General features: G+C 70.5%; 15 protein-coding genes. 6 read left to right on the plus strand and 9 right to left on the minus strand.

Annotated features, from left to right (window positions below; all coding sequences use genetic code 11):
* Positions 1–35: 35 nt before the first annotated feature.
* Entirely contained in the window at positions 36–1,595 is a 1,560-nt protein-coding gene (locus VGB24_RS10460; protein ID WP_331072889.1) for an amidase family protein, read from the plus strand.
* Between the two features lie 106 nt (positions 1,596–1,701).
* Entirely contained in the window at positions 1,702–2,292 is a 591-nt protein-coding gene (locus tag VGB24_RS10465; protein WP_331072890.1) for a hypothetical protein, read from the plus strand.
* A gap of 154 nt (positions 2,293–2,446) precedes the next feature.
* Here the strand turns inward: VGB24_RS10465 and VGB24_RS10470 are convergent, their stop codons facing one another.
* From VGB24_RS10470 to VGB24_RS10505, 8 genes are all read right to left on the minus strand, one after another.
* Complete coding sequence (locus VGB24_RS10470) at positions 2,447–4,144, minus strand: alkaline phosphatase family protein (RefSeq protein ID WP_331072891.1); 1,698 nt, start codon at positions 4,142–4,144, stop codon at positions 2,447–2,449.
* A 145-nt stretch (positions 4,145–4,289) separates the two neighbouring features.
* The gene (locus tag VGB24_RS10475; protein ID WP_331072892.1) at positions 4,290–4,844 is read right to left on the minus strand and encodes a hypothetical protein; all 555 of its coding nucleotides are present in this window, start codon (positions 4,842–4,844) and stop codon (positions 4,290–4,292) included.
* An 815-nt stretch (positions 4,845–5,659) separates the two neighbouring features.
* A complete protein-coding gene (locus tag VGB24_RS10480) occupies positions 5,660–7,801 on the minus strand; it encodes a transglutaminase TgpA family protein (RefSeq protein WP_331072893.1) in 2,142 nt (713 codons plus the stop codon).
* Positions 7,798–8,868, minus strand: coding sequence for a DUF58 domain-containing protein (locus VGB24_RS10485; RefSeq protein WP_331072894.1), 1,071 nt, complete (start codon positions 8,866–8,868; stop codon positions 7,798–7,800). Before VGB24_RS10485 ends, VGB24_RS10480 begins: the two co-directional genes overlap by 4 nt.
* Positions 8,869–9,399: 531 nt before the next feature.
* The gene (locus tag VGB24_RS10490) at positions 9,400–10,374 is read right to left on the minus strand and encodes a MoxR family ATPase (protein ID WP_331072895.1); all 975 of its coding nucleotides are present in this window, start codon (positions 10,372–10,374) and stop codon (positions 9,400–9,402) included.
* A 122-nt stretch (positions 10,375–10,496) separates the two neighbouring features.
* The gene (gene polA, locus VGB24_RS10495) at positions 10,497–13,310 is read right to left on the minus strand and encodes a DNA polymerase I (RefSeq protein ID WP_331072896.1); all 2,814 of its coding nucleotides are present in this window, start codon (positions 13,308–13,310) and stop codon (positions 10,497–10,499) included.
* A 76-nt stretch (positions 13,311–13,386) separates the two neighbouring features.
* Positions 13,387–14,637 (minus strand): AI-2E family transporter, encoded by a 1,251-nt coding sequence (locus tag VGB24_RS10500; protein WP_331072897.1) that lies wholly within the window; start codon positions 14,635–14,637, stop codon positions 13,387–13,389.
* Between the two features lie 286 nt (positions 14,638–14,923).
* Positions 14,924–15,961, minus strand: coding sequence for a TerC family protein (locus VGB24_RS10505; RefSeq protein ID WP_331072898.1), 1,038 nt, complete (start codon positions 15,959–15,961; stop codon positions 14,924–14,926).
* A 401-nt stretch (positions 15,962–16,362) separates the two neighbouring features.
* Here VGB24_RS10505 and VGB24_RS10510 point away from each other — a divergent pair, with 401 nt between their 5' ends.
* Genes VGB24_RS10510 through VGB24_RS10520 form a run of 3 tightly spaced genes read left to right on the plus strand, consistent with a single transcriptional unit; the run spans position 16,363 to position 18,661 of the window.
* Complete coding sequence (locus tag VGB24_RS10510; RefSeq protein ID WP_331026046.1) at positions 16,363–16,635, plus strand: autorepressor SdpR family transcription factor; 273 nt, start codon at positions 16,363–16,365, stop codon at positions 16,633–16,635.
* Entirely contained in the window at positions 16,632–17,279 is a 648-nt protein-coding gene (locus VGB24_RS10515) for an SdpI family protein (protein WP_331072899.1), read from the plus strand. The genes VGB24_RS10510 and VGB24_RS10515 overlap by 4 nt, the downstream gene beginning before the upstream one ends.
* Before the next feature lie 47 nt (positions 17,280–17,326).
* Positions 17,327–18,661, plus strand: a complete 1,335-nt coding sequence (locus VGB24_RS10520) for a serine aminopeptidase domain-containing protein (protein ID WP_331072900.1) — start codon at positions 17,327–17,329, stop codon at positions 18,659–18,661.
* A 55-nt stretch (positions 18,662–18,716) separates the two neighbouring features.
* Here the strand turns inward: VGB24_RS10520 and VGB24_RS10525 are convergent, their stop codons facing one another.
* A complete protein-coding gene (locus tag VGB24_RS10525; RefSeq protein WP_331072901.1) occupies positions 18,717–19,031 on the minus strand; it encodes a tetratricopeptide repeat protein in 315 nt (104 codons plus the stop codon).
* Positions 19,032–19,319: 288 nt separating this feature from the next.
* Here VGB24_RS10525 and VGB24_RS10530 point away from each other — a divergent pair.
* Positions 19,320–19,578, plus strand: a 259-nt coding sequence (locus VGB24_RS10530; RefSeq protein WP_331072902.1) for an MFS transporter, incomplete at its 3' end; no start/stop codon positions are given.

Here is a 19,578-nt window from a genome sequence, read left to right on the forward strand (position 1 = left end):
CGTAGTTTTTGTTTCCAGGAGGTACGGTGAACAGCATGCGATCTCTGCTTCGTGGATGGACCGCCGCCGCTGCCGTGGCGCTTTCGCTTGCCGGGAGCCCGGCTTCGGGCACGGCCCAGGCGCCGCACTTCGAGGTCCGGGAAGCCGGGATCGAGGAAATCCACCGGGCATTCCGCGACGGGCGCCTGACCGCGCGGGCACTGGTGGCGGCGCACCTGGCCCGCATCGACGCCTACGACCGGCGGGGCCCCTATCTGAATTCGCTGATCACCGTGAACCCCGATGCACTGGTGGTGGCGGATTCGCTGGACCGGCAGTTCCAGCGGACGGGGAGGCTGATGGGGCCGCTGCACGGCATTCCGGTGATCGTCAAAGACAACTACGACACCCGCGACCTGCCCACCACCGCGGGCTCGCTCGCGCTGGCCGGCTCCGTTCCCCCGGACGACGCCTTCCAGGTGCGCCGCCTGCGGGAGGCCGGCGCCATCGTGCTGGCCAAGAGCAACATGGCCGAGTTCGCCTTCACCCCGTACGAGACCGTGGGGTCCATGCTCCCCGGCTACACCCGCAACCCGTACGACCTCACCCGCGGCACCGCCGGGTCCAGCGGCGGCACGGCGGCGGCGGTGGCGGCGAGCCTGGGCGTGGTGGGGCTCGGCACCGACACGGGCAACTCCATCCGCGGACCCGCCTCGCACGCGGCGCTGGTGGGCATCCGCTCCACCATGGGGCTGACCAGCCGCGACGGGATCGTGCCGCTGTACCTGGACCGGGACATCGGCGGGCCCATGGCGCGCACCATGGCCGATGCGGTGCGGGTGCTGGATGTCATCGCCGGGCCCGACCCCGCGGACCCGGTCACCGCCGAAAGCCGCGGGCGCGTGCCGCGCGAGGGGTACGCCGCGCACCTCCGCGCCGACGGCCTTCGCGGCAAGCGGATCGGGGTGGTGCGGCAATTGTCGAACACTTCGACCGCGGACACGGCGGTGCTGGCGCGCTTCGAGGAGGCGCTGCGGGTGATGCGGAACGCGGGCGCCGAAGTGGTGGACGTGCAGATCCCCGAGCTGGACACCATCTCGGGCTCGCTGTGGTGCGGGCGGTTCAAGACGGACATCAACGCCTACCTGGCGAGCCTGGGACCGCGTGCCCCCGTGAAGAACCTCGACGAGATCGTGGCTTCGGGGAACTTCCACCCGTCCATCGCGGGGCGCCTGCGCGAGTTCCAGCGCTTCACCTCGCCGGAGGAGGACGAGGCGTGCCGCGAGGCCGTCGCCAACGTGCCCCGGCTCCGCGCGGGGGTGCGGGCGGTGCTCTCGTCCGGGCGGCTCCATGCGCTGGTGTACCCAACGTGGAGCAACGCGCCCCGCCTGATCGGAGACCTCAACACCCCGCACGGCAACAACAGTTGGCAGCTCTCGCCGCCCACCGGCTTTCCGGCCATCTCCGTGCCGATGGGCTACGTGCAGGCAAACCTTCCCACCGGGCTCCAGATCCTGGGTGACGCCTGGAGCGAACCGGTACTGATCCAGATCGGGTACGCCTTCGAGCAGGCAACCCGGCACCGCCGCCCGCCCGAGTCGACACCGCCGCTGTAAGAGGCCCCGGCGCTGGCCGTGCTAGCGCCGGGCCTTGTCCACGGCCGCGGGGGCCGGTAGCATACGGCGCTCGCCCGCCCCGTTCTCCGGCCACAGGAGGTGCACCGTGCCGCCTCGTACTCCAGCGGATCCCGATCCGAATGCCGAGGTCTTGCCCCAGCCGGCCGTCGTGGAACTCCTCGCCCGCGCGAGTGAACTCGACGCGGTCCGTTGGGGCGGTTCATCGGTCGCCGACCTCCGAGCATCGGCCGCGGAGGCCGGCATCTCGGCCGAGGCGTTCGACGCGGCGCTCGCGGAGTTCCAGCGGACGCCCCGCGCGGGCGGCCCGGCATCGCCCCGACGGAGTAGGTGGGCTCTCGGCGCCGGTGCCGTGGCGCTGCTCCTGGCCGGTATGCTTGTCGGATCCGGGACTGGGAGGCGCGGGGGAGGGGGCGTGGCGCCCGGCGTTCCCACCATCGAGGAAGCGATCGTACTCCGCTGTCTTGCGCCGGGCGACGCCGCCGAGCTGGTGCGCCCGGTCCTTCAGGACCGCTCCAGTCGCGTCCTCGTCAACCCCGCACACGCGCCGCGTGTGATCACGATTCGCGCGACCCCGGCACTGCTCCGGCAAGCGAAAGCGGTGCTCGCCGAGCACGAGGGCGCCGGGTCGGGGACCTGCGCGGTGCCTCCTCCGGCCCGGGGCGTCGCCCTGATGTAGCACCATCGTTGCTCCGGTGCGGCCGCTGATCCCGGGCCCGTGGCAACATCGTGCTGTGAGGCCGCGCATCGTCGATGGACACAAGAACCGCCGCGGGATGCTCCGGGGCGGTTCTTTCGTTTGCGCCTATCGTATGCTGCAGGGGTGCCGCCCGTCAGCGCGCGCCGCCGGAGCCCAGCAGGTCCAGGATCAGCGGGGTGATGCTCAACTGGGTAGGATTCGGCCCCACGGTCCGCCGAACGCGGTCGCGGATGGCGGTCCCGGAGGTGTTGGCGCGGGCGACGAGGAGGGGAATTTCGCTGTCCTGCGCGGTGGGGCTGCCGTGCCACGACTGGTAGTGCCCCGAAAAGTAGTACCGGTCCGCGATGGGATGATGCATTCCAGTGCGCGCCAGCAGCAGCACGTCGCCCGCGCGGTGGCCGTATGGGCCGGCGGCCAGGCCGTGCAGCCGCTGCTCCAGGTCCAGCAGTTCCGGCCGGGGATGCGCGGCCAGGTACTCGCGGATGGGCACCAGCTTCGTTCCGTCCCACACCTGGAACGGAAGCGCGTCCTGCCCCGGCGCGCGCGGCTGCCGCGCGAACACCAGGTCAAGCGTGCCGCGCAGTCCCGGGACGCCCGCGCCGGTGCGGTTCGCGGCGTCGAACGCGCGGACGACGGGGAGCACGTCTTGATCCAACCGCGGCGCGCGCTTCCAGTCGCACCGCGTTCTCCGCTCCGCACAGGTGGAGCGGTCCGCCAGGTACACGTAGGCGAACGCGCCCTGGTACGCCACCGTGGCCTGGTAATCTTCCTCGTCCGGGTGAGGGTTCAGGCGCAGCGCGCGCACGCGAAACCCCGCGTTCCGCAGCACCTGCGGCGGCTCGTCTTCACCTTCCGCCCCCAGCGAGTGGCGGTCGTCGGCCAGCACGGGCGTGTGGCCGTGGTCGGCGACGAACATCACCCAGGTGGAATCCAGCGCCCCCGCCCGGCGGTACGCCTCCAGCACCTCCCCCACCCGCGCATCCACCACCTGGGCCAGGTAGCGAAGCTGGTCGACGAGGGGATTGCGCGCCACGTGGGTGTACAGGTCCACGCCGGGAAAGTAGATCACCTGCAGGTCCGCCACGCCCCGATGGCCGACGCTCTTCAGCAGGCTTTCCACGGCGGTGACGTCCAGTTCCTCGTACGCCTCCTGGCCGGGCGTCTCGTCGCTCACCAGCCCCTCGGCGGCCTCGGTGATGAGCCGCGTGTAGGCCCGTGGCTCCGGCATGGTCAGCAGGTCGGCACCGCGGTGAAACGCCTGCAGCGACACGTACGACCGCACGCCGGCGCGTTCGTACACCGTGGGCCCGCGCAGCACCTGCCCCATGTACTGGTCGGTGAACACCTTCAGGGCGTGCTCGTGCTCCGTCATCGTAACGGGCGCGGGCGCGTAGAAGCGCCGCTCCTCGCGCGCGAACCACTCGTTTCCCGGCACGCCCGTGTACGCCGGCGGCTGGCCCGTGAAGAGCGACGCCCACGCCGCGAAGGTGGTGGAGGGAAGCACGCTCAGCACGCCGGGCTGCATCCAGGCGTGCTCCCAGGTGCTGCTGTCGGGCGTCGGCCGGCCCAGGAGCGCGGCGACGCGCGGCATGCGCCCGGTGCTGACGGCGGTGCGCAGCGCTCCCTCACCCACCCCGTCCAGCGCAAAGACGAGCACGCGCGACCCGCCACGGGCCGGGCGCATGGGATCGCGCAGCACCTTTTCGCCCCCCTCCGCAACCAGCTCCACCATCTCGCGCGGGGCGTCGCCTTCGATCTCGTAATACCAGACGACCCCCGCGGCGCCGAGCAGCGCCACGACGGCGAGGGTGATCCAGGCGCTCCGTTTCATGGTGCGAGAGCCGGACGTGCGGGCGGTGGCGGATGGAGCGCGGTGGACGACGGCGCCGGGGGCATAGGATGAACGAAGGCGCGGGCTCGCAGGGACCATGCCCCGCAAGCCCGCGCCTGGCTCGATGACGGGAGCCGTCAGGCGGTCAGGCCGCGGCTCCGGCGGCGACCGGCTCCTCGTCCAGGATCATGGACGAAAGCAGCGCCAGGTGCTGAGGCGTGCAGTACAGGCGGATCTCGCCCTTTTCGCCGGCCCGGACGCGGTCGCGCGTTAAGCAAACCACCCGCCGCTCGGCGCAGAGGCGGTCGAGCGCGCGGGCGGCGCGGGGGGTGTCCGGATGGCCTTCGACGCTGGCGCCGTGGCGCTTCCAGTGCAGGTGAAGTGCGACTTCTTCGGCGGAGACGGCGTCGTGTACGGTGGGGTTGAACTGGTCTTCGTCCAGCATCTCCAGCACCAGCTCGCGGTCGCGCAGGTAGCGGTAGGCGTCGCGGGCGTCCTTTTCGCAGCGGTCGTCGCAGGGCACCGCATCGGTGTGCACGGCAACGACGTCGCAGCATTCGCTGCCCACCAGGGTGGCCTCGTCACCGGCTTTCCACCGGTCCATCGCGGCCTTTTCGGCAACCTTCCTGTTCACGGCGTCCACGGCATAGCGGATCGTCTGGCGGAACGTGATTTCCACCTCGTAGCGCTTTTGGTCCATCCTCGCCTCTCCGGGGGGTGACTCAGAACGCGGGCCGCTGGGGCCGGCTGACCGGCGGCAGAAGCCCGCAATGCGCGGCGTATCTGCCAATATCGTGCTCACGCCGGGATACGCGTGACGATGCAGAATATAATGGCAGATGGCACTTTAGTGTCTTGGGGATTTCTTCGGGTCTATGGATACGGCGGCTAAAAACGGATTCGCGACGGCGCAGGTGCTGATGGCGCATCCGGTTAGGGATGTGGACGGATGCGCGGGTGGGGAGCGGGGAGGAACTTCCGGTGGGGTTCGGTGGGCTGCCGTGCATGCCGAGGGAGCCCTCTCCCGGCCTCTCCCCCGCAAACAGCGCGGGAGAGAGGGGAACTTCGATTGGGGTTCGACAGACTCCGGCGCATCCCTTGGGAGCCCCCTCCCCCCGGCCCCCGTCCCCCGCTGCGCAGGGGAGGGGGAGACCTGAATCGCGCTTCGGCTGGCTTCGCGCACACCACTCCGTCAGCAGTCCGCGCAGGCGGACTTCGTGACGTGCCAGCTGCGGTTTCAACCGCCGGGCGCGGAGCCGAGGCCTCGCCTTCGGTGACCGCTGCCGCGCCCTGACTTGTACGTGCCCGCGGCTGGATCCTTCGGCCCGCGAGGTTGATGCTGCGGGCCAGTGTCGTTCGCCTGGGCCTCAGGATGACAACTCGCGTCGCCCCAATGCTTTCGGTGATGCTCCACATTGGCTCCCTTCCCCCGCGCAGTTTGCGGGGGAAGGGTTGGGGATGGGGGGCGCCAGCCCGAGCGCCGATGCAGACGAGTGCCGACTTCACTCGCCGGCCCTACACCCCCGCCGGCTCCTGCCCTCTCCTCCGCCGCAGTTCGTCCGCGTTGTCCGTGGACGGTTCCGGCGAGTTTCCGGCCGGTGGCGGACCATCGTTCGACCGCGGACGGCGGCGGGCGGCGCGGAGGGCCGCACGGGCTTCGCGTAGCACCTGGTCCATGCGCGCGCGGCCAGCGGGGCCGATGTCCTCGCCGCCAAAACGGGCGCGGACGTACAGGCGCACCAGCTCCATCGCCGGCGCCGCGCCGGGTGCGCGCTCGCGCTCCAGCCGTTCGGCGAAGTCCATCGGGCCAGCCGCGCCGCCCAGCCGCGCGCGCTCGTACGCACGCCGCAGGGCCAGGTAGCTGCGGGTTTCAGCGGAACGCGGCCCGCTTCGTCCGCGCCGGATCCACATCACCCCCGCACCCAGGACGAGCAGCGCCACCGCGAGCGCCACCAGCGGCGGAACGCGGGGGGCACCCGATCGGTCACCGCGCGACCAGGGCGAGGCGTCGCTCCGGTTGCGGCTGAACAGGTCGCCGATGCCGCGGAACACCTCGAGCTGCTTCTCCAGGTTGTAGTCCAGCACCCACTTGTACCAGCGGTGCTCCAGCCCGTCGAACCAGAAGCGGGCCGGCCACGACCACCCCGTCCCCGTCTGCATGTTCACCAGCGCTTCGCGGGACGGCGGCGTTGGATCGAACGGTACCCAGCCCAGCGTGGGAAACCATACCTCAACCCACGAGTGGGCGTCGTTTCCCGTCACCGCCAGGTAATCCCCGAAATCGTTCCACTCGCCGCCCAGGAACCCCGTGACGTTGCGCGCGGGGATGCCCACGGAGCGCAGCATCACCACCATCGCGCTCGAAAAGTACTCGCAATGTCCCGCGCGGCGGCGGAAGAGGAATCCCTCGATGGTGGCGTCGCGGCGGGTCTCGGGAAGGTCCAGCGAGTACTCGAACGTGCGCAGGTACGCCTCCATCACTCGCACCTTGCCGACGCGGGACGACTCTCCGCGCGTCAGTGAGTCGGCCAGGGCGCGGACGGCGGGGGCAAGCCGCGGAAGCTGCAGGTACGCCGAAACCAGCGGCGAATCGTCTTGCGGGCTGGTGGCGAGCAGGCGCTCGGGGGGCAGCTCGCGGCCGGAGGTGACCGTGTACACGGGCGCGTCGGACCCGAAGTACAGCACGTCGCCCGTGGGCTCCTGGCGCACCCGGATGGCGGACCGGGGCTCCACGGAGATGATCGGGTGCTGGCCGAAAAGGACGTCCGCGCCCGCCGGACCGCCGAAGATGCGCGTGCGGCGCACGGGGCCGCCCCAGCGCCGCGCATATCCCGATCCATAGATCTGCCCCGGCAACCCGCGGGTGCGGGTCCAGCGCACCCCGTCGAAGCGGTCGAACGAGCGGCCGCGCCAGTACGTGGCCTCGGGATACACCGGGTCGCCGTCGGGAAACTCCACGCGGAACGCCACCTCGGGGTTCGGCGTCAGCCGCCCGCCGTGCTCGCCCAGCGACACGCCGTCGCCGAAGCCCGCCATCACGTCGCCCGTTCCGCCGCGCCCCTGCACGTTCCACTGCCGCGGAAGGCGCGGAAAGATGACGAAGAACGCCACGCTCACCAGCAGCGTCACCGCCGAGAGCGCGGCCGCGCCGCCCAGCGTGCGCCGGGGCACCCGCACGCCCGGCGCATCGAAGCGCTCCGCCTGCCGCCGCAGCGAGCCCACCATCATCGCCAGGGTGGCCAGGACCACGAACGCCACGAACGCCGCGGCGAAGGCCAGCCCCGGATAGTACGCCGTCGCGGCGATCATCAGGGCGAAGGCCAGCAGGTACAGCCGCCCGTCGTTCTTAGCGTCCAGCGGACGCAGCGCCTCGCCGCCGAGCAGGACCAGGAGCATCGCCATCACGGCCGGCATGAAGTCGCCGACCACGACGAACGCCACGTACAGCATCCACAGGCACAGCGCCACGATGACGATGCGCGTGGCCCGCTCGATGGAGGGGCCCCACGAGGCCGGCGGCAGGCGCACCATCGCCACCGTCAGCCCCAGCGCGCTGACCAGCACGTCCAGCGACCACCCGGCCCCCGCCGCGTAGGCTAGCAGCGCCGCGAACGCCATCCCGGCCGTCAGGCGGCGGTGCAGCATGGCGGCGCTCATCGCCCGCCCTCCACGGCGGCGAACACGTCGCCCCAGCCGGGGAGCGGCGTGCCGGCGGTCACCAGCACGCACTCCGCCGGGGGCACGGGCGCCTCCAGCCACGGTGCGTCGGGGCGAAAGCGCGCACGGGCCAGCAGGTCGAGCACGCGTTCCATCTGGGCGGCCCCGCCGGCCGGCCGCACGCGTGCATCCTGCGTCGCCAGGCCGAACGCCTCGCCCCGCTTCAGGGCAGCCGAGGCCACGGCGGCGGCGATCTCCACCGCGTCCTCGGCCAGGTCGCCGTCGGGCGCGCGCAGGTCCAGGCACAGCCAGAGCGCGCGGGACCGGTCGCGCTCGTACTCGCGGACCACGGGGTGCCCCACGCGGGCCGTGGTGCGCCAGTGCACGTCGCGCGGGTCGTCGCCCGGGCGGTACGGGCGCAGCCCCCGGTACTCGCCGCGCGCGCCCGCGGAGCCGGCGTACGCCTCGCCCGCCTGGCGCACGCGCTCGCCCGAGGGCCGGGGCTCGCGCACGGGCCGGTCGGCGCGGGGCCAGACCACCGCCTCGCCCGGCACGTCGCGGTCGCGCTCCTTGACGAACAGGCCGAAGGGAAAGGTGGTGGAAAGCACGATGGTTTCCAGCGGATACACGCCGCGGTGCTCCCAGGTGTGCTCGGCGCGGGCGACGCCGTGGGCGCCGGGGGGGATGGCCGCCACCCAGCCGCGGGCCTCGTGGCCGTCCTCGCCGGCTTCGATGGAGTAGGCGGAGAGCCGGCGGTTGCCGTTGCGGATTTCGTAGGCGATGCGGGCGGGCGAGCCGGCGGTGGCGCGGGGTACGCGGCGGCGCACCTCCAGGTTCCTCACCATCTGCTCGGAAAGGAAGCCGCTGAGGGTGATGAACCCCAGCATGCCGCCCAGCAGCAGGAAGAGCAGGTTGTTGCCGGTGCCCACGGCGGCGAAGCCCAGCATCACCGAGCCGCCGGTGAAGAACCATCCCCCGCGCGAAAAGTGAAGCCGCCGCGGCGGCTTCAACCAGCGGCGGACGCGGGTGCGAAGGTGGGCGAGCGACTTGGGAACGGGAATTTTCACGGGTGGAAACAGCAAGAGAACTTGGGCGTATGCCTCGGGCGGGCCCCTCCCCCGGCCCCGCCCCCGGCAAACTGCGCCGGGAGAGGGGAGAACTTCGGTCGGGGCTCGACAGGGTGCCTGCGCATGCCGCTGGGAGCCCCCTCCCCCCATCCCCCTTCCCCCGCTGCGCAGGGGAGGGGGAGACCTGAATCGCGCTCCGGCTGGCCCCGCGCACTCTACTAGCTCCCTTCCCCCGCGCAGTTTGCGGGGGAAGGGTTGGGGATGGGGGGCGCCGGCCCGCGCACCGGACCTGCGCGTCCACGCCTCAACACTGAAGTGTACCCCCTCTCCCACGCTGTTTGTGGGAGAGGGTGGACGCGTGTCAGCGCGGACGGGTGAGGGCCCCACGGCAGCCGAGGCCTTGGCCACAGTGACCGCTGCCGCGCCCTGGCTCGTACGTGTCCCCGGCTGGATCCTTCGGCCCGCGAGGCATGTGCTGCGGGCGAGTGTCGTTCGCCTGGGCCTCAGGATGACAGGCTGCGGTGTCTGCCCTTAGACCGGCATCGGGATGCGGGCGATCAGCTCGTCCAGCACGCCGACCGCTTCCTGGTACGCCTCGCCCGTCGCGGCGGAGGCACCGGCCGGGAGCAGGCGGTGCGCCAGGACGGGAACCGCCAGGCGGCGCACGTCGTCGGGCACCAGGAACTCGCGGCCGTCCACCAGCGCATATCCTCGCGCGGCCCTCAGCAGCGCGATGGCGCCGCGGGTGCTGGCCCCCGCGCGAAAGCGCGGCTCGGCGCGCGTGGCCTGCACGACGGACATCAGGTAGTCGACGATGGACGCGTCCGCGTGCACCGAATCCACCCGCTCCTGCAGCGCGATCACCGATTCGGCGTTCAGCACCGGGCGGATACGGTCCACCGCGTCGTGGGTGCCCGCGGACTGCAGGACCACGTTGCGCTCCTCGTCCGCGTCCGGATACCCGATCGACAGGCGCATCATGAAGCGGTCGAGCTGGCTCTCGGGGAGCGGATAGGTGCCGTGCTGCTCCAGCGGGTTCTGCGTCGCCATCACCAGGAACGGGCGCGCCAGGTCGTAGCTGCGCTCGTCGATGGTCACGCGGCCCTCCTGCATGGCCTCGAGCAGCCCGCTCTGCGTGCGCGGCGGCGCGCGGTTGATCTCGTCCGCCAGCACCACGTTGGTGAAGATGGGCCCGGGCCGCGTCTCGAATTCGTGCGTGCGGGGGTTGTAGACCGACACGCCCAGCACGTCGCTCGGCAGCAGGTCGCTGGTGAACTGGATGCGGCGGAACTCCAGCCCCAGCGCGGCGGTCAGCGCGCGGGCCAGCGTGGTCTTGCCCACGCCGGGGATGTCCTCGAACAGCAGGTGCCCGCGGGCCAGCAGCGCCGCCAGAGACAGGCGCACCGTCTCGCGCTTGCCGCGGAACGCCGTCTCCACCTGCGCGATCAGGTCGTCCAGCAGACCGAGGTCCACCTGGGGAACGTCAACGGGAACGGCGTTCAGCATGCCGGCTCGCGATCAGGATCTGAAGTAGGACGGAACGCTTCCATGTACACCGCCGTCCCGGGATCGATGCACTTTCGCACTCACGCACTCACGCACTCACGCACTCACGCACTCACGCACTCTCACTTCGTCTCCAGCCAGTTCGTCCCCACCCCGCCCTCCACCTTGAGCGGAACGTTGAGCGTGGCCGCGCCCTCCATCCGCTCGCGGACGAACTCGCGCACCGCTTCCTCGCTGCCGATGGGCGTCTCGAACAGGAGTTCGTCGTGCACCTGCAGCAGCATCTTCGCCGGGACAGCGCCGGCGGCAAGGTCGTCCTGAATGCGGATCATGGCGATCTTGATCAGGTCCGCCGACGAGCCCTGGATGGGCGCGTTCGTCGCCGCCCGCTCGCCGAACGCGCGGATGTTCCAGTTCTTGGACTTCAGCTCGGGGATGTAGCGCCGCCTGCCGGTGAGCGTTTCCACGTAGCCGCGGCTCTTCGCGAGCTCGATCTGCTCGTCCAGGTACCGGCGGACGCCGGGGAAACGCTCGAAGTACTGCTCGATGAACGCCTTGGCCTCGGACTGGGGGATGCCCAGCTGCTGCCCCAGCGAGAACGGCCCCTGCCCGTAGATGATGCCGAAGTTCACCGTCTTGGCCCGGTCGCGCATCTCCTTCGTCACCGCGTCGGGCGCCACGTCGAAGATCAGCGCCGCGGTCTGGCGGTGGATGTCGGCGCCGGCGCGGAAGGCGGTGACGAACGCCTCGTCGCCCGAGTAGTGCGCCAGGATGCGCAGCTCGATCTGCGAGTAGTCCGCTGAGACGAACACGTGCCCCTCGGCGGGGATGAAGCCGCGGCGGATCTCGGCGCCCATCTCCGTGCGGATGGGGATGTTCTGCAGGTTGGGGTCGGTGGACGAAAGGCGTCCCGTGGCGGCCACGGTCTGGTTGAACGACGTGTGGATGCGCCCCGTGTCGGGGTTCACCATCCGCGGAAGCGCGTCGACGTAGGTGCCGCGCAGCTTGTCGATCTGCCGGTACTGCATCAGCAGCGTGGGCAGGGTGTGGCCCTGCGCGGCCAGCGCCTGCAGCACGTCGACGTCCGTCGAGGCGCCCGTCTTGGTCTTCTTGATGACGGGCAGCCCCAGCTTGCCGAACAAAATCTCCCGCAGCTGCGGCGTGCTGCCGATGTTGAACTCGGTGCCCGCCTCGGCGTAGATCTCGCGCTCCACGCGGCTCTGCTGCGTCCTCAGCTCCTCGCCCATCCGCGCGAAGAACGGCTCGTCGATCCGGATACCGTTCCACTCCATCTCCGCGAGAACGTGCACCAGCGGCATCTCCACCTCGCGGAACAGCCGGTCCAGGTGCAGCGACTCCATCTCCGGAGCGAACTTCTCCGCCAGCCGCAGCGCGATGTCGGCGTCTTCGGCGGCGTAGGTGCAGGCGTTCTCCAGCTGCACCTCGGCGAAGGGGATCTGCGCTTTGCCCTTCCCCGTCACCTCCTCGTACGAGATGGTCTTGTGGTCCAGGTGCTGGAGGGCGATGGAATCCAGCCCGTGCTCGCGGCGCCCCGGCTCCAGCACGTAGCTGGCGACCATGGTGTCGAAGTCGATCCCCCGGATGGCGATCCCCTCGCGGCGGAAGACCAGGAAGTCGTACTTCAGGTTCTGGCCGACCTTCTTGACGCCCTCGTCCTCCAGCAGGTCGAGGAGCGGCTTCATGGCCTCGGAATGGAGCTCCGGCAGGTTGCGGACGACCTCGCACTGCGGCCCGCCCTCGGTGCCGGTGATGGGCGTGGCGTCGCCCAGCAGCTCGCCCTGCTCCGGCCCGCGGGTGCGGTGGCGGAACGGAAGGTAGTACGCCTGGCCCGGGTTCACGCCGATGGAGATGCCGCACAGGCACGCCCGCATGGGGTCGGTGCTGTCCGTCTCCGTGTCGACGGCGAACCGGCCGGCCGCGCGCGCCTGGTCCACCACCGCACGCACCTCGTCCACCATGGAGAGCAGCGTGTAGGTGCCGGCCAGGCGATTGGTCCGCACCTCCGGCTCCTCGGCCGGGGCAGCCCAATCGCGCGCGAGCGTGTGGAACTCCAGGTCCAGGAACAGGTCCTTGAGCCTGGAGCGGTCCGGCTCCTGGAGCTTGATGGCGTCCAGGTCCAGCTCCACCGGCAGGTCTTCGCGGATGGTGACCAGACGCTTGGAAAGCCGCGCCGAGTCGGCGAAGGCTTCCAGCGCCTCACGGGCTCGCTTGCTCTTGATCTCCGCCGTGTGCGCGATGATGTCTTCGATGCTGCCGTACTGCTCGATCAGCTGCACCGCCGTCTTCGGCCCGATGCCGCTGACACCAGGCACGTTGTCGCTGCTGTCGCCGATCAGCCCCAGGTAGTCCACCACGCGGTCCGGCTTCACACCCAGCCGCTCGTGGGCGTTGCGCTCGTCCACCCACTCCTCTTCCACGGCCGTGGGACCGCCGCGGCCGGGGTTCAGCAGGCAGACGTGGGGGCGGATGAGCTGGTAGAAGTCCTTATCGCCGGACACGATCACCGCCTCCAGCCCCTGGTCCACCGCCTTGCGCGCCAGCGTGCCGATCACGTCGTCGGCCTCGTAGCCGTCCAGCTCCAGCACGGGAATGCGGAAGGCCTGCACCAGCTCCCGGATGCGCGGGATGGAAAGCGCCAGCTCGTCGGGCATCTTCTCCCGCGTGGCCTTGTACTCGGGATACATCTCCACGCGCTCGGAGTCGCCCGCGTCGAACACCATCCCCAGGTAGTCGGGCTGGTGCTTTTCCATCACCTTGATCAGGAAGCGCGCAACGCCGAACGCGGCCGAGGTGTTCTCGCCCTTCGACGACATCAGCGGCCGCGAGATCAGGGCGAAGAAGGCACGGTAGATCAGCGCGTATCCGTCGATCAGGTACAGGCGCTCGCGGGTTTTCTCTGGCTTTTCTACGGGCATCGGGCGGGCCGGGTACAGGGGTCTTCAGGCGCCGCCAATCTACCCGACCCGGCCCCCGGGCGACAGACGGCCGGGCCTACCGGATCACCGCCCGCCGCTCGCCCCGGTCGCGCTCGCCAAGGAACTCTCCGACGGCCGCCAGCGACTCGATGTGGTCGCAGAAGATCTTGAACGTGGCCAGCAGCGGCACCGCGATGAACGCGCCGGGCAGCCCCCAGATCCAGAACCAGAAGGTGAGCCCCACCAGCAGCGCCACGGGGTTCAGCGCCAGCCGGTGCCCCATCAGCGCCGGGCTGATGAAGTTGCCCTGGATGATGTTGATCACCAGGAACACGGCTGGCACCAGCAGCGCCTGGCCGATGGTGTCGTACACCGTGAGCGCGGCCAGCGTGAGGATGGCCGTCATGATCGCCGCGCCCAGGTAGGGGATGAACTCCAGCACCACCACCATCGCGCCCCACAGCAGCGGGTTGGGCATCCCTAGCGCCCACATGGCGAGCGCTACCACGATGCCCTCGGTGAAGGTGATGGCGAAGGTGGTGAGCAGGTAGGTGGAGATGGACGCCTCGGTCTTCCGCGCGATCTCCACCGCCTTCTGCTTGTCGCGCAGATTGGGGAGAACCTTGATGAGCTTTTGCAGGAACAGGTCGCCGGCCGCGAGCAGAAAGTACAGCAGGATCAGCACTTCCATCGCCGCGATCAGGAACTTCTGCGTGGTGCCGAAGACCCGGGCGACCAGGCTGGGCTGCCGCACGATCACCTCCTGCGCCGTTTCCGCCCCGCCCACCCCGCCCGCCGCGTCTTCCACCTGCGCCGCGGTCTGGCTGGCGCGCTCGAACGGCTTCAGCACCTCGCGGATGCGCGCCTGCGCGGTGGCGAACGTCTGCGGCGCGCTCGACGCCCACCCCTGCACCGGTCCCGAAAGCTCGTATCCCACGAAGCCCACCGTCCCAAGCAGCCCCAGGATGATGAGCCCCGCGCTCACCGGCGGGCGGATCTTGAACCGCGCCAGGGCCCGCACCAGGGGGCTGAACAGGAAGCTCAGCAGCAGGGCGACCACGATGGGGAGCAGGAAGGGGCGCGCGAAGTACAACGTGTAGAGCAGGGCCAGCACGGTGAGCGTGGTGATGCCGGCGGAGCGCCCGCGCGTGCTGTCCATCGCATCGCCCGTCCTGCCCAGGTCCGGCGTGGGCGCGCCCGCCTCCACCGGCCGTGCCTGCGCGGTGGCGTCCACGTCGGGCGTGAGCACCGAGTCGCCGCTTGGGGCAGCGGCGGAAACGTCACCCTCAGGCGGTGGCGGGGACTCGCCGGGATCGATCGTGGACATGGGCCGTGTCACGGGGGCAGAAAGACCATCGTCCAAACGGTGTGCAGAACTTGCGCCCCGCCGGATTCCGCGCGTCTGCATTGGTTACAGCTTTGTAAGTTACGAATGTGTAACCAACAATCAGACGAAGAGTTCTGCAGCCGGAAGGTGCAGGGCTTGGCCCGCGGGAATGCGCCTCTCCAACAGGCAGAGATCAGTGGCCACGGATGCAAACGGAGGTCACCGAAGGACGAATCCCTCGGTGACCTCCGTGCACAACCGCCGTTGCCGTTCTATGTCAGGACGATCAGCGGCGCGAGTCCTCCGGCGGGATGATCGGCCCGGCGGGATCGTCGGAGGCGTCCAGCGGGTCGTGGGTGACCGGCTGGTGCTCCTCGAGGGCCTTGGGCCAGATCAGCGAGGCGACCACCGAGAACCCCAGCACGCCCGCCACCACGACCAGCGAGATGGCCACCGGAATGTGGAAGTGCAGCGCCGTCACCAGCATCTTGGCGCCGATGAACATCAGCACCACCGACAGTCCCAGCTTCAGGTAGTGGAACTTGTCGATCACCCCCGCCAGCAGGAAGTACAGCGACCGCAGGCACAGGATGGCGAACACGTTGGACGTGTACACCAGGTACGGGTCGCGCGTGACGGCGAAGATGGCGGGGATGGAATCCACCGCGAAGATCAGGTCCGTCGTTTCCACCAGTACCAGCACCACGAACAGCGGCGTGGCGGCGTTCCGCATCGTCCCGCCGATGTTCTGCCTGACGAAGAAGCTCTGCCCCTCGTACTGGCTGGTGATGGGAATGAAGCGGCGGATGAGCTTGAGCGCGGGATTGGACTCCGGCTCCACGTCCATCTCGTCCTGGGTGGCCATCTTGATGCCGGTGTACACCAGGAACGCGCCAAACACGTAGATGATCCAGTGGAAGCGCTCGATCAGCAGGGCGCCCGCGGCGATCATGATGCCGCGCATGGCCAGGGCGCCCAGCACGCCCCAGAACAGCACCCGGTGCTGGTACTGCGGAGGCACCCGGAAGTACGCGAAGATCAGGACGAAGACGAAGATGTTGTCGACCGACAGCGCCAGCTCGATCAGGTAGCCCGTCAGGAACTCCAGGGCCTTCTGCTTGCCTTCGACGCCCTCGACGGGCAGGTACCCCGTCCAGATGGCCCCGGCGAAGATCAACGCCAGGGCCGCGGTCATCGCGGCGAAAATGCCCGCTTCGCGCACCTTTACCACGTGCGCCTTGCGGTTCAGAACGCCCAGGTCGATCGCCAGGATGACGAACACCAGGAGCGTGAACCCCCCGTATGCCAGAACGTCTCTGCTCAAGCCTGCCTCCGGTGCGGCGCCGCGATGGTCGCGGCGCGAAGTTCGGTTACGCGCACGAAAAGGGGCGAAACCCTCGTCCCGGACCCGGCCGCGCGTGCGGCACGTTCCCGTGCGACGAAGGTCTCGCCCTGACGGCGGGCGCCCCGCGGCGCCTGCGTCCCAACCGGACCGTGCGGGCTGCCCCGCAGTCTTGACGATCCGGCCGCCGGCTGTCTCGCCGGTGAGCTACTCCCCTTCCTGAGTGCGGAAGCTATCCGGCAATTCCCCTGCCGTCAACGCAACGGCCTTCCGAGCGCGCCTTTCCATCAAGCTTGACTTCCCGTCAGCTATCCTATATTTAGATGATCGTCTAATAGACGTTCGTCTAAGCGACGACCAGACCCGCGACCGCTCCGGCAACGATGCTCGACGAAACGCTGCGCGCCCTGGGCGACCCCACCCGCAGGGAAATCCTGCGGGTGCTGCGCGCGGGCGACCTGACGGCGGGCGAAATCTCGGGGCGGTTTCCCATGACCGCCGCTTCGGTGTCGCACCACCTGTCCGTGCTCAAGGAGGCGGGGCTGGTGAAATCGGAGCGCAACGGCCGCAACCTGGTGTACTCGCTGGAAACCACGGTTTTCCAGGAGTTCCTTCAGCAGATGCTGGATCTTTTCGGCAAGGGAGACGAACGATGAGAAACCGCTGGCTGGCCCCGGCCGTCACGCTGGTCATGTGGGCGTTCGCGCTGGCCGTGTTCACGCGGCTGCCCGCGATGGTGCCGTCGCACGTGAACCTGGCGGGCGAGGTGGACGGCTGGCTGCCGCGCGCGTACGGCGCGTTCCTCCCCGCCATCATCGCCACCGCCATGGCCGGCCTGATCCACCTGGTGCCCCGCATCGACCCGCGCGCCGCGAACGTGGAGAAGTTCCAGGGCGACTGGCGGCTGCTGCTGAACCTGGTCGTGCTGTTCTTCGCCGTGGTGGAGGTCACCACGCTGGGCTACGCGCTCGGCTGGCCCGTGGACCTGGGGCGGGCCAGCCTGGTGTCGGTGGCGCTGCTGTTCGTGGGCATCGGCAACTACCTGCCGCGGGTGCGCAGCAACTGGTTCATGGGCATCCGCACCCCGTGGACGATGGACAACGAGCGCGTCTGGCGCGCCACGCACCGGGTGGGCGGCCGCACCTTCGTCGCGGCCGGGCTGATGCTGGGCGTCGCCGCCCTGCTGCCGGAGGGCGCGAGAGCGGCGCTGACGCTCGTGTCCGTCGGCGTCGCGGTGGTGATTCCCCTGGTCTACTCGTACGTGGCGTGGCGGCGCGACATGGCCGGCCGGCCCCTGTGATCGACGTATTTCCCCCAGATGAAAAAGGGACTCCGATGCATGGACGGATGATGGCGGTCCGCGCGATGGCGGCGCTGGCTGCCCTGCTGATGGCCGCACCTGCCGCGTGGGCGCAGACGCCAGAGCAGGACGCGGCGCGCGCGATGGAAGGGTGGACCAGGCTGGTGGACGAAGGCCGCTACGGCGAGGCGTGGCGGCAGGCCGCGCCGGCCGTGCAGGAGCGCGTTCCGCTGCCGGCATGGGAGGCCAGCCTGCGCGGGGCGCGCGGCAGCCTGGGCACGGTGTCCGGACGCGTGCTGGAATCGGCCGAGGTGGTTCCCGCTCCGCCCGGCGCACCCGCGGGCGAATGGGTGCGCGTGCGGTTCGTGGTGACGTTCGCCGGCGGGAGGGTGGCGACCGAGACCGCCGTCGCGCTCGGCGGCGGAGGTGAGTGGAGGGCCGCCGGCTACTTCATTGCCCCGCGCCCGCAGGCTTCGGACTACGCCGCCCCCGCGGGCGCGCCGTACACGGCGGAGGAGGTGACGGTGAACGCGGGCGGCCACACCCTCGCCGGCACGCTCACCCTTCCGAAGGACGCGCGGGGCCGGGTGCCCGCGGTGGTGCTGATCACCGGGTCGGGGGCGCAGGACCGCGACGCGCATTCGACGCTGATCCCGGACTACCGCTTCTTCCGCCAGGTGGCGGACACGTTGTCCCGCCGCGGCATCGCGGTGCTGCGCATGGACGACCAGGGCTGGGGCGGTTCCAAGGGCGACCCGTCCGCTGCCACCACGGCCGACTTCGCCGACGACATCCGTGCCGGCATCGCCTTCCTCCGTGCCCGCCCGGAGATCGACCCCGAGCGCATCGGCCTGGCGGGCCACAGCGAGGGCGGGATCATCGCGCCGCTCATCGCGGCCGGCGACCCGCGCATCCGTGCCGTCGTGCTGCTGGCGGCCACGTCGCGCACCGGCAACCGCATCGTCGACTTCCAGGTGCGGGATGCGCTCATCGCACAGGGGCTGGCCGGCGCCGCGCTGGATTCAGCCTTCGCGGCGGCCGTCGCGGCGCGGTCCGCCGCGGCCGAGGTGCCGTGGGTGCGCTGGTTCCTGGAGCACGATCCGCTACCCGTCGCGCGGCAGGTGCGCGCACCCGTGCTGATCCTTCAAGGCGCCACGGACCGCCAGGTGACGCCGGACCAGGCGCCGGAACTCGAGGCCGCCATCCGCGCGGGCGGAAACCGTGACGTGACGGTGCGCGTTTTTCCCGCGCTGAATCACCTGTTCCTCCACGACCCGGAAGGCACGGCGGACCCTGCCCGCTACGCTCGCCTCCCCGAAAAGCGGGTTCCCGCCGAGGTGCTGGGCTCGCTCGCGGACTGGCTGGTGCAGCGCCTTCGCTGACCACGAATCGCCGAAAGCGGGGCGCCGCCACCGGGCTGCGTCCCCGCTTCCGCCGTCACCACGCGTCGAGCACGTCCTCGAACTCGCCCGCCATGGTGGGGTGCCCGTGGCGGTTGGCCGCCTCGATCCCCTTCTGGTACGCCTCGCGCGCCTCGTCCTCGCGGCCCAGGTGGCGCAGCGCGGTGCCCAGCCGCCCCCACGCGTTACCCTCGTCGTCGGTGCGCGCCAGGTAGCCGCGCAGGGCTTCGACCACGTCGTCCCAGCGCTTCTCCTTCTCGTACTCCAGCGCCAGCCCGAACCGGGGCCGCGGGTCGTCGGGATGGGCGTCCAGCATCTTCCTGAGCGCTGCGATGCGCGCTTCTGCCGTCACGGTACCTCCTGGTCGGGGTGCGGCGCGCCATCCAGCGGGCCGGGGTGCCGCGCTCGCAATCCCGTTGCCAGCGGCTCGGGCGAAATCGCGGCGGCGGCGGCACTTGGCGCGTTGTCACGGGCGGGGGCAGGCGGTATCTTAGCGCCCTCACACTGAAGGGGTGCAAGCAGGGCTTTGAGCAGATCAACCATTTCCGCGGGCTCACGCGGTTTCGGCGCGGTGGCCGGGCGGCCTCTCGCGCCACGTCCCGCCGCCTTGCCAGGGCGCGGGCGTTCGCCGCTGGCCGTGGTGTTCCTCACCGTGTTCCTGGACCTGGTGGGGTTCGGCATCGTCATTCCGCTGATGCCGCTGTACGCCGAGCGGTTCGGCGCCGGTCCCGTGGCCGTCACCTGGCTACTGGCCGTGTACTCGCTCATGCAGTTCTTCCTGGCGCCCTGGTGGGGCCGCCTGTCGGACCGCGTGGGCCGGCGCCCCGTGCTGCTGGTGGGCATCGCGGGGTCGGCGCTTTCGTACCTGGCGTTCGGGCTGGCGGGGTCGCTGGGTATGC

The sequence above is a fragment of the Longimicrobium sp. genome, assembly GCF_036399935.1.
GTDB lineage: Bacteria > Gemmatimonadota > Gemmatimonadetes > Longimicrobiales > Longimicrobiaceae > Longimicrobium.

Coding starts and splice junctions, on each gene's coding strand:
- VGB24_RS10460 (WP_331072889.1), top strand. CDS start 36: ATGCGATCTCTGCTTCGTGGATGGACCGCCGCCGCTGCCGTGGCGCTT.
- VGB24_RS10470 (WP_331072891.1), bottom strand. CDS start 4,144: ATGAAACGGAGCGCCTGGATCACCCTCGCCGTCGTGGCGCTGCTCGGC.
- VGB24_RS10475 (WP_331072892.1), bottom strand. CDS start 4,844: ATGGACCAAAAGCGCTACGAGGTGGAAATCACGTTCCGCCAGACGATC.
- VGB24_RS10480 (WP_331072893.1), bottom strand. CDS start 7,801: ATGAGCGCCGCCATGCTGCACCGCCGCCTGACGGCCGGGATGGCGTTC.
- VGB24_RS10490 (WP_331072895.1), bottom strand. CDS start 10,374: ATGCTGAACGCCGTTCCCGTTGACGTTCCCCAGGTGGACCTCGGTCTG.
- polA (WP_331072896.1), bottom strand. CDS start 13,310: ATGCCCGTAGAAAAGCCAGAGAAAACCCGCGAGCGCCTGTACCTGATC.
- VGB24_RS10500 (WP_331072897.1), bottom strand. CDS start 14,637: ATGTCCACGATCGATCCCGGCGAGTCCCCGCCACCGCCTGAGGGTGAC.
- VGB24_RS10510 (WP_331026046.1), top strand. CDS start 16,363: ATGCTCGACGAAACGCTGCGCGCCCTGGGCGACCCCACCCGCAGGGAA.
- VGB24_RS10515 (WP_331072899.1), top strand. CDS start 16,632: ATGAGAAACCGCTGGCTGGCCCCGGCCGTCACGCTGGTCATGTGGGCG.
- VGB24_RS10520 (WP_331072900.1), top strand. CDS start 17,327: ATGATGGCGGTCCGCGCGATGGCGGCGCTGGCTGCCCTGCTGATGGCC.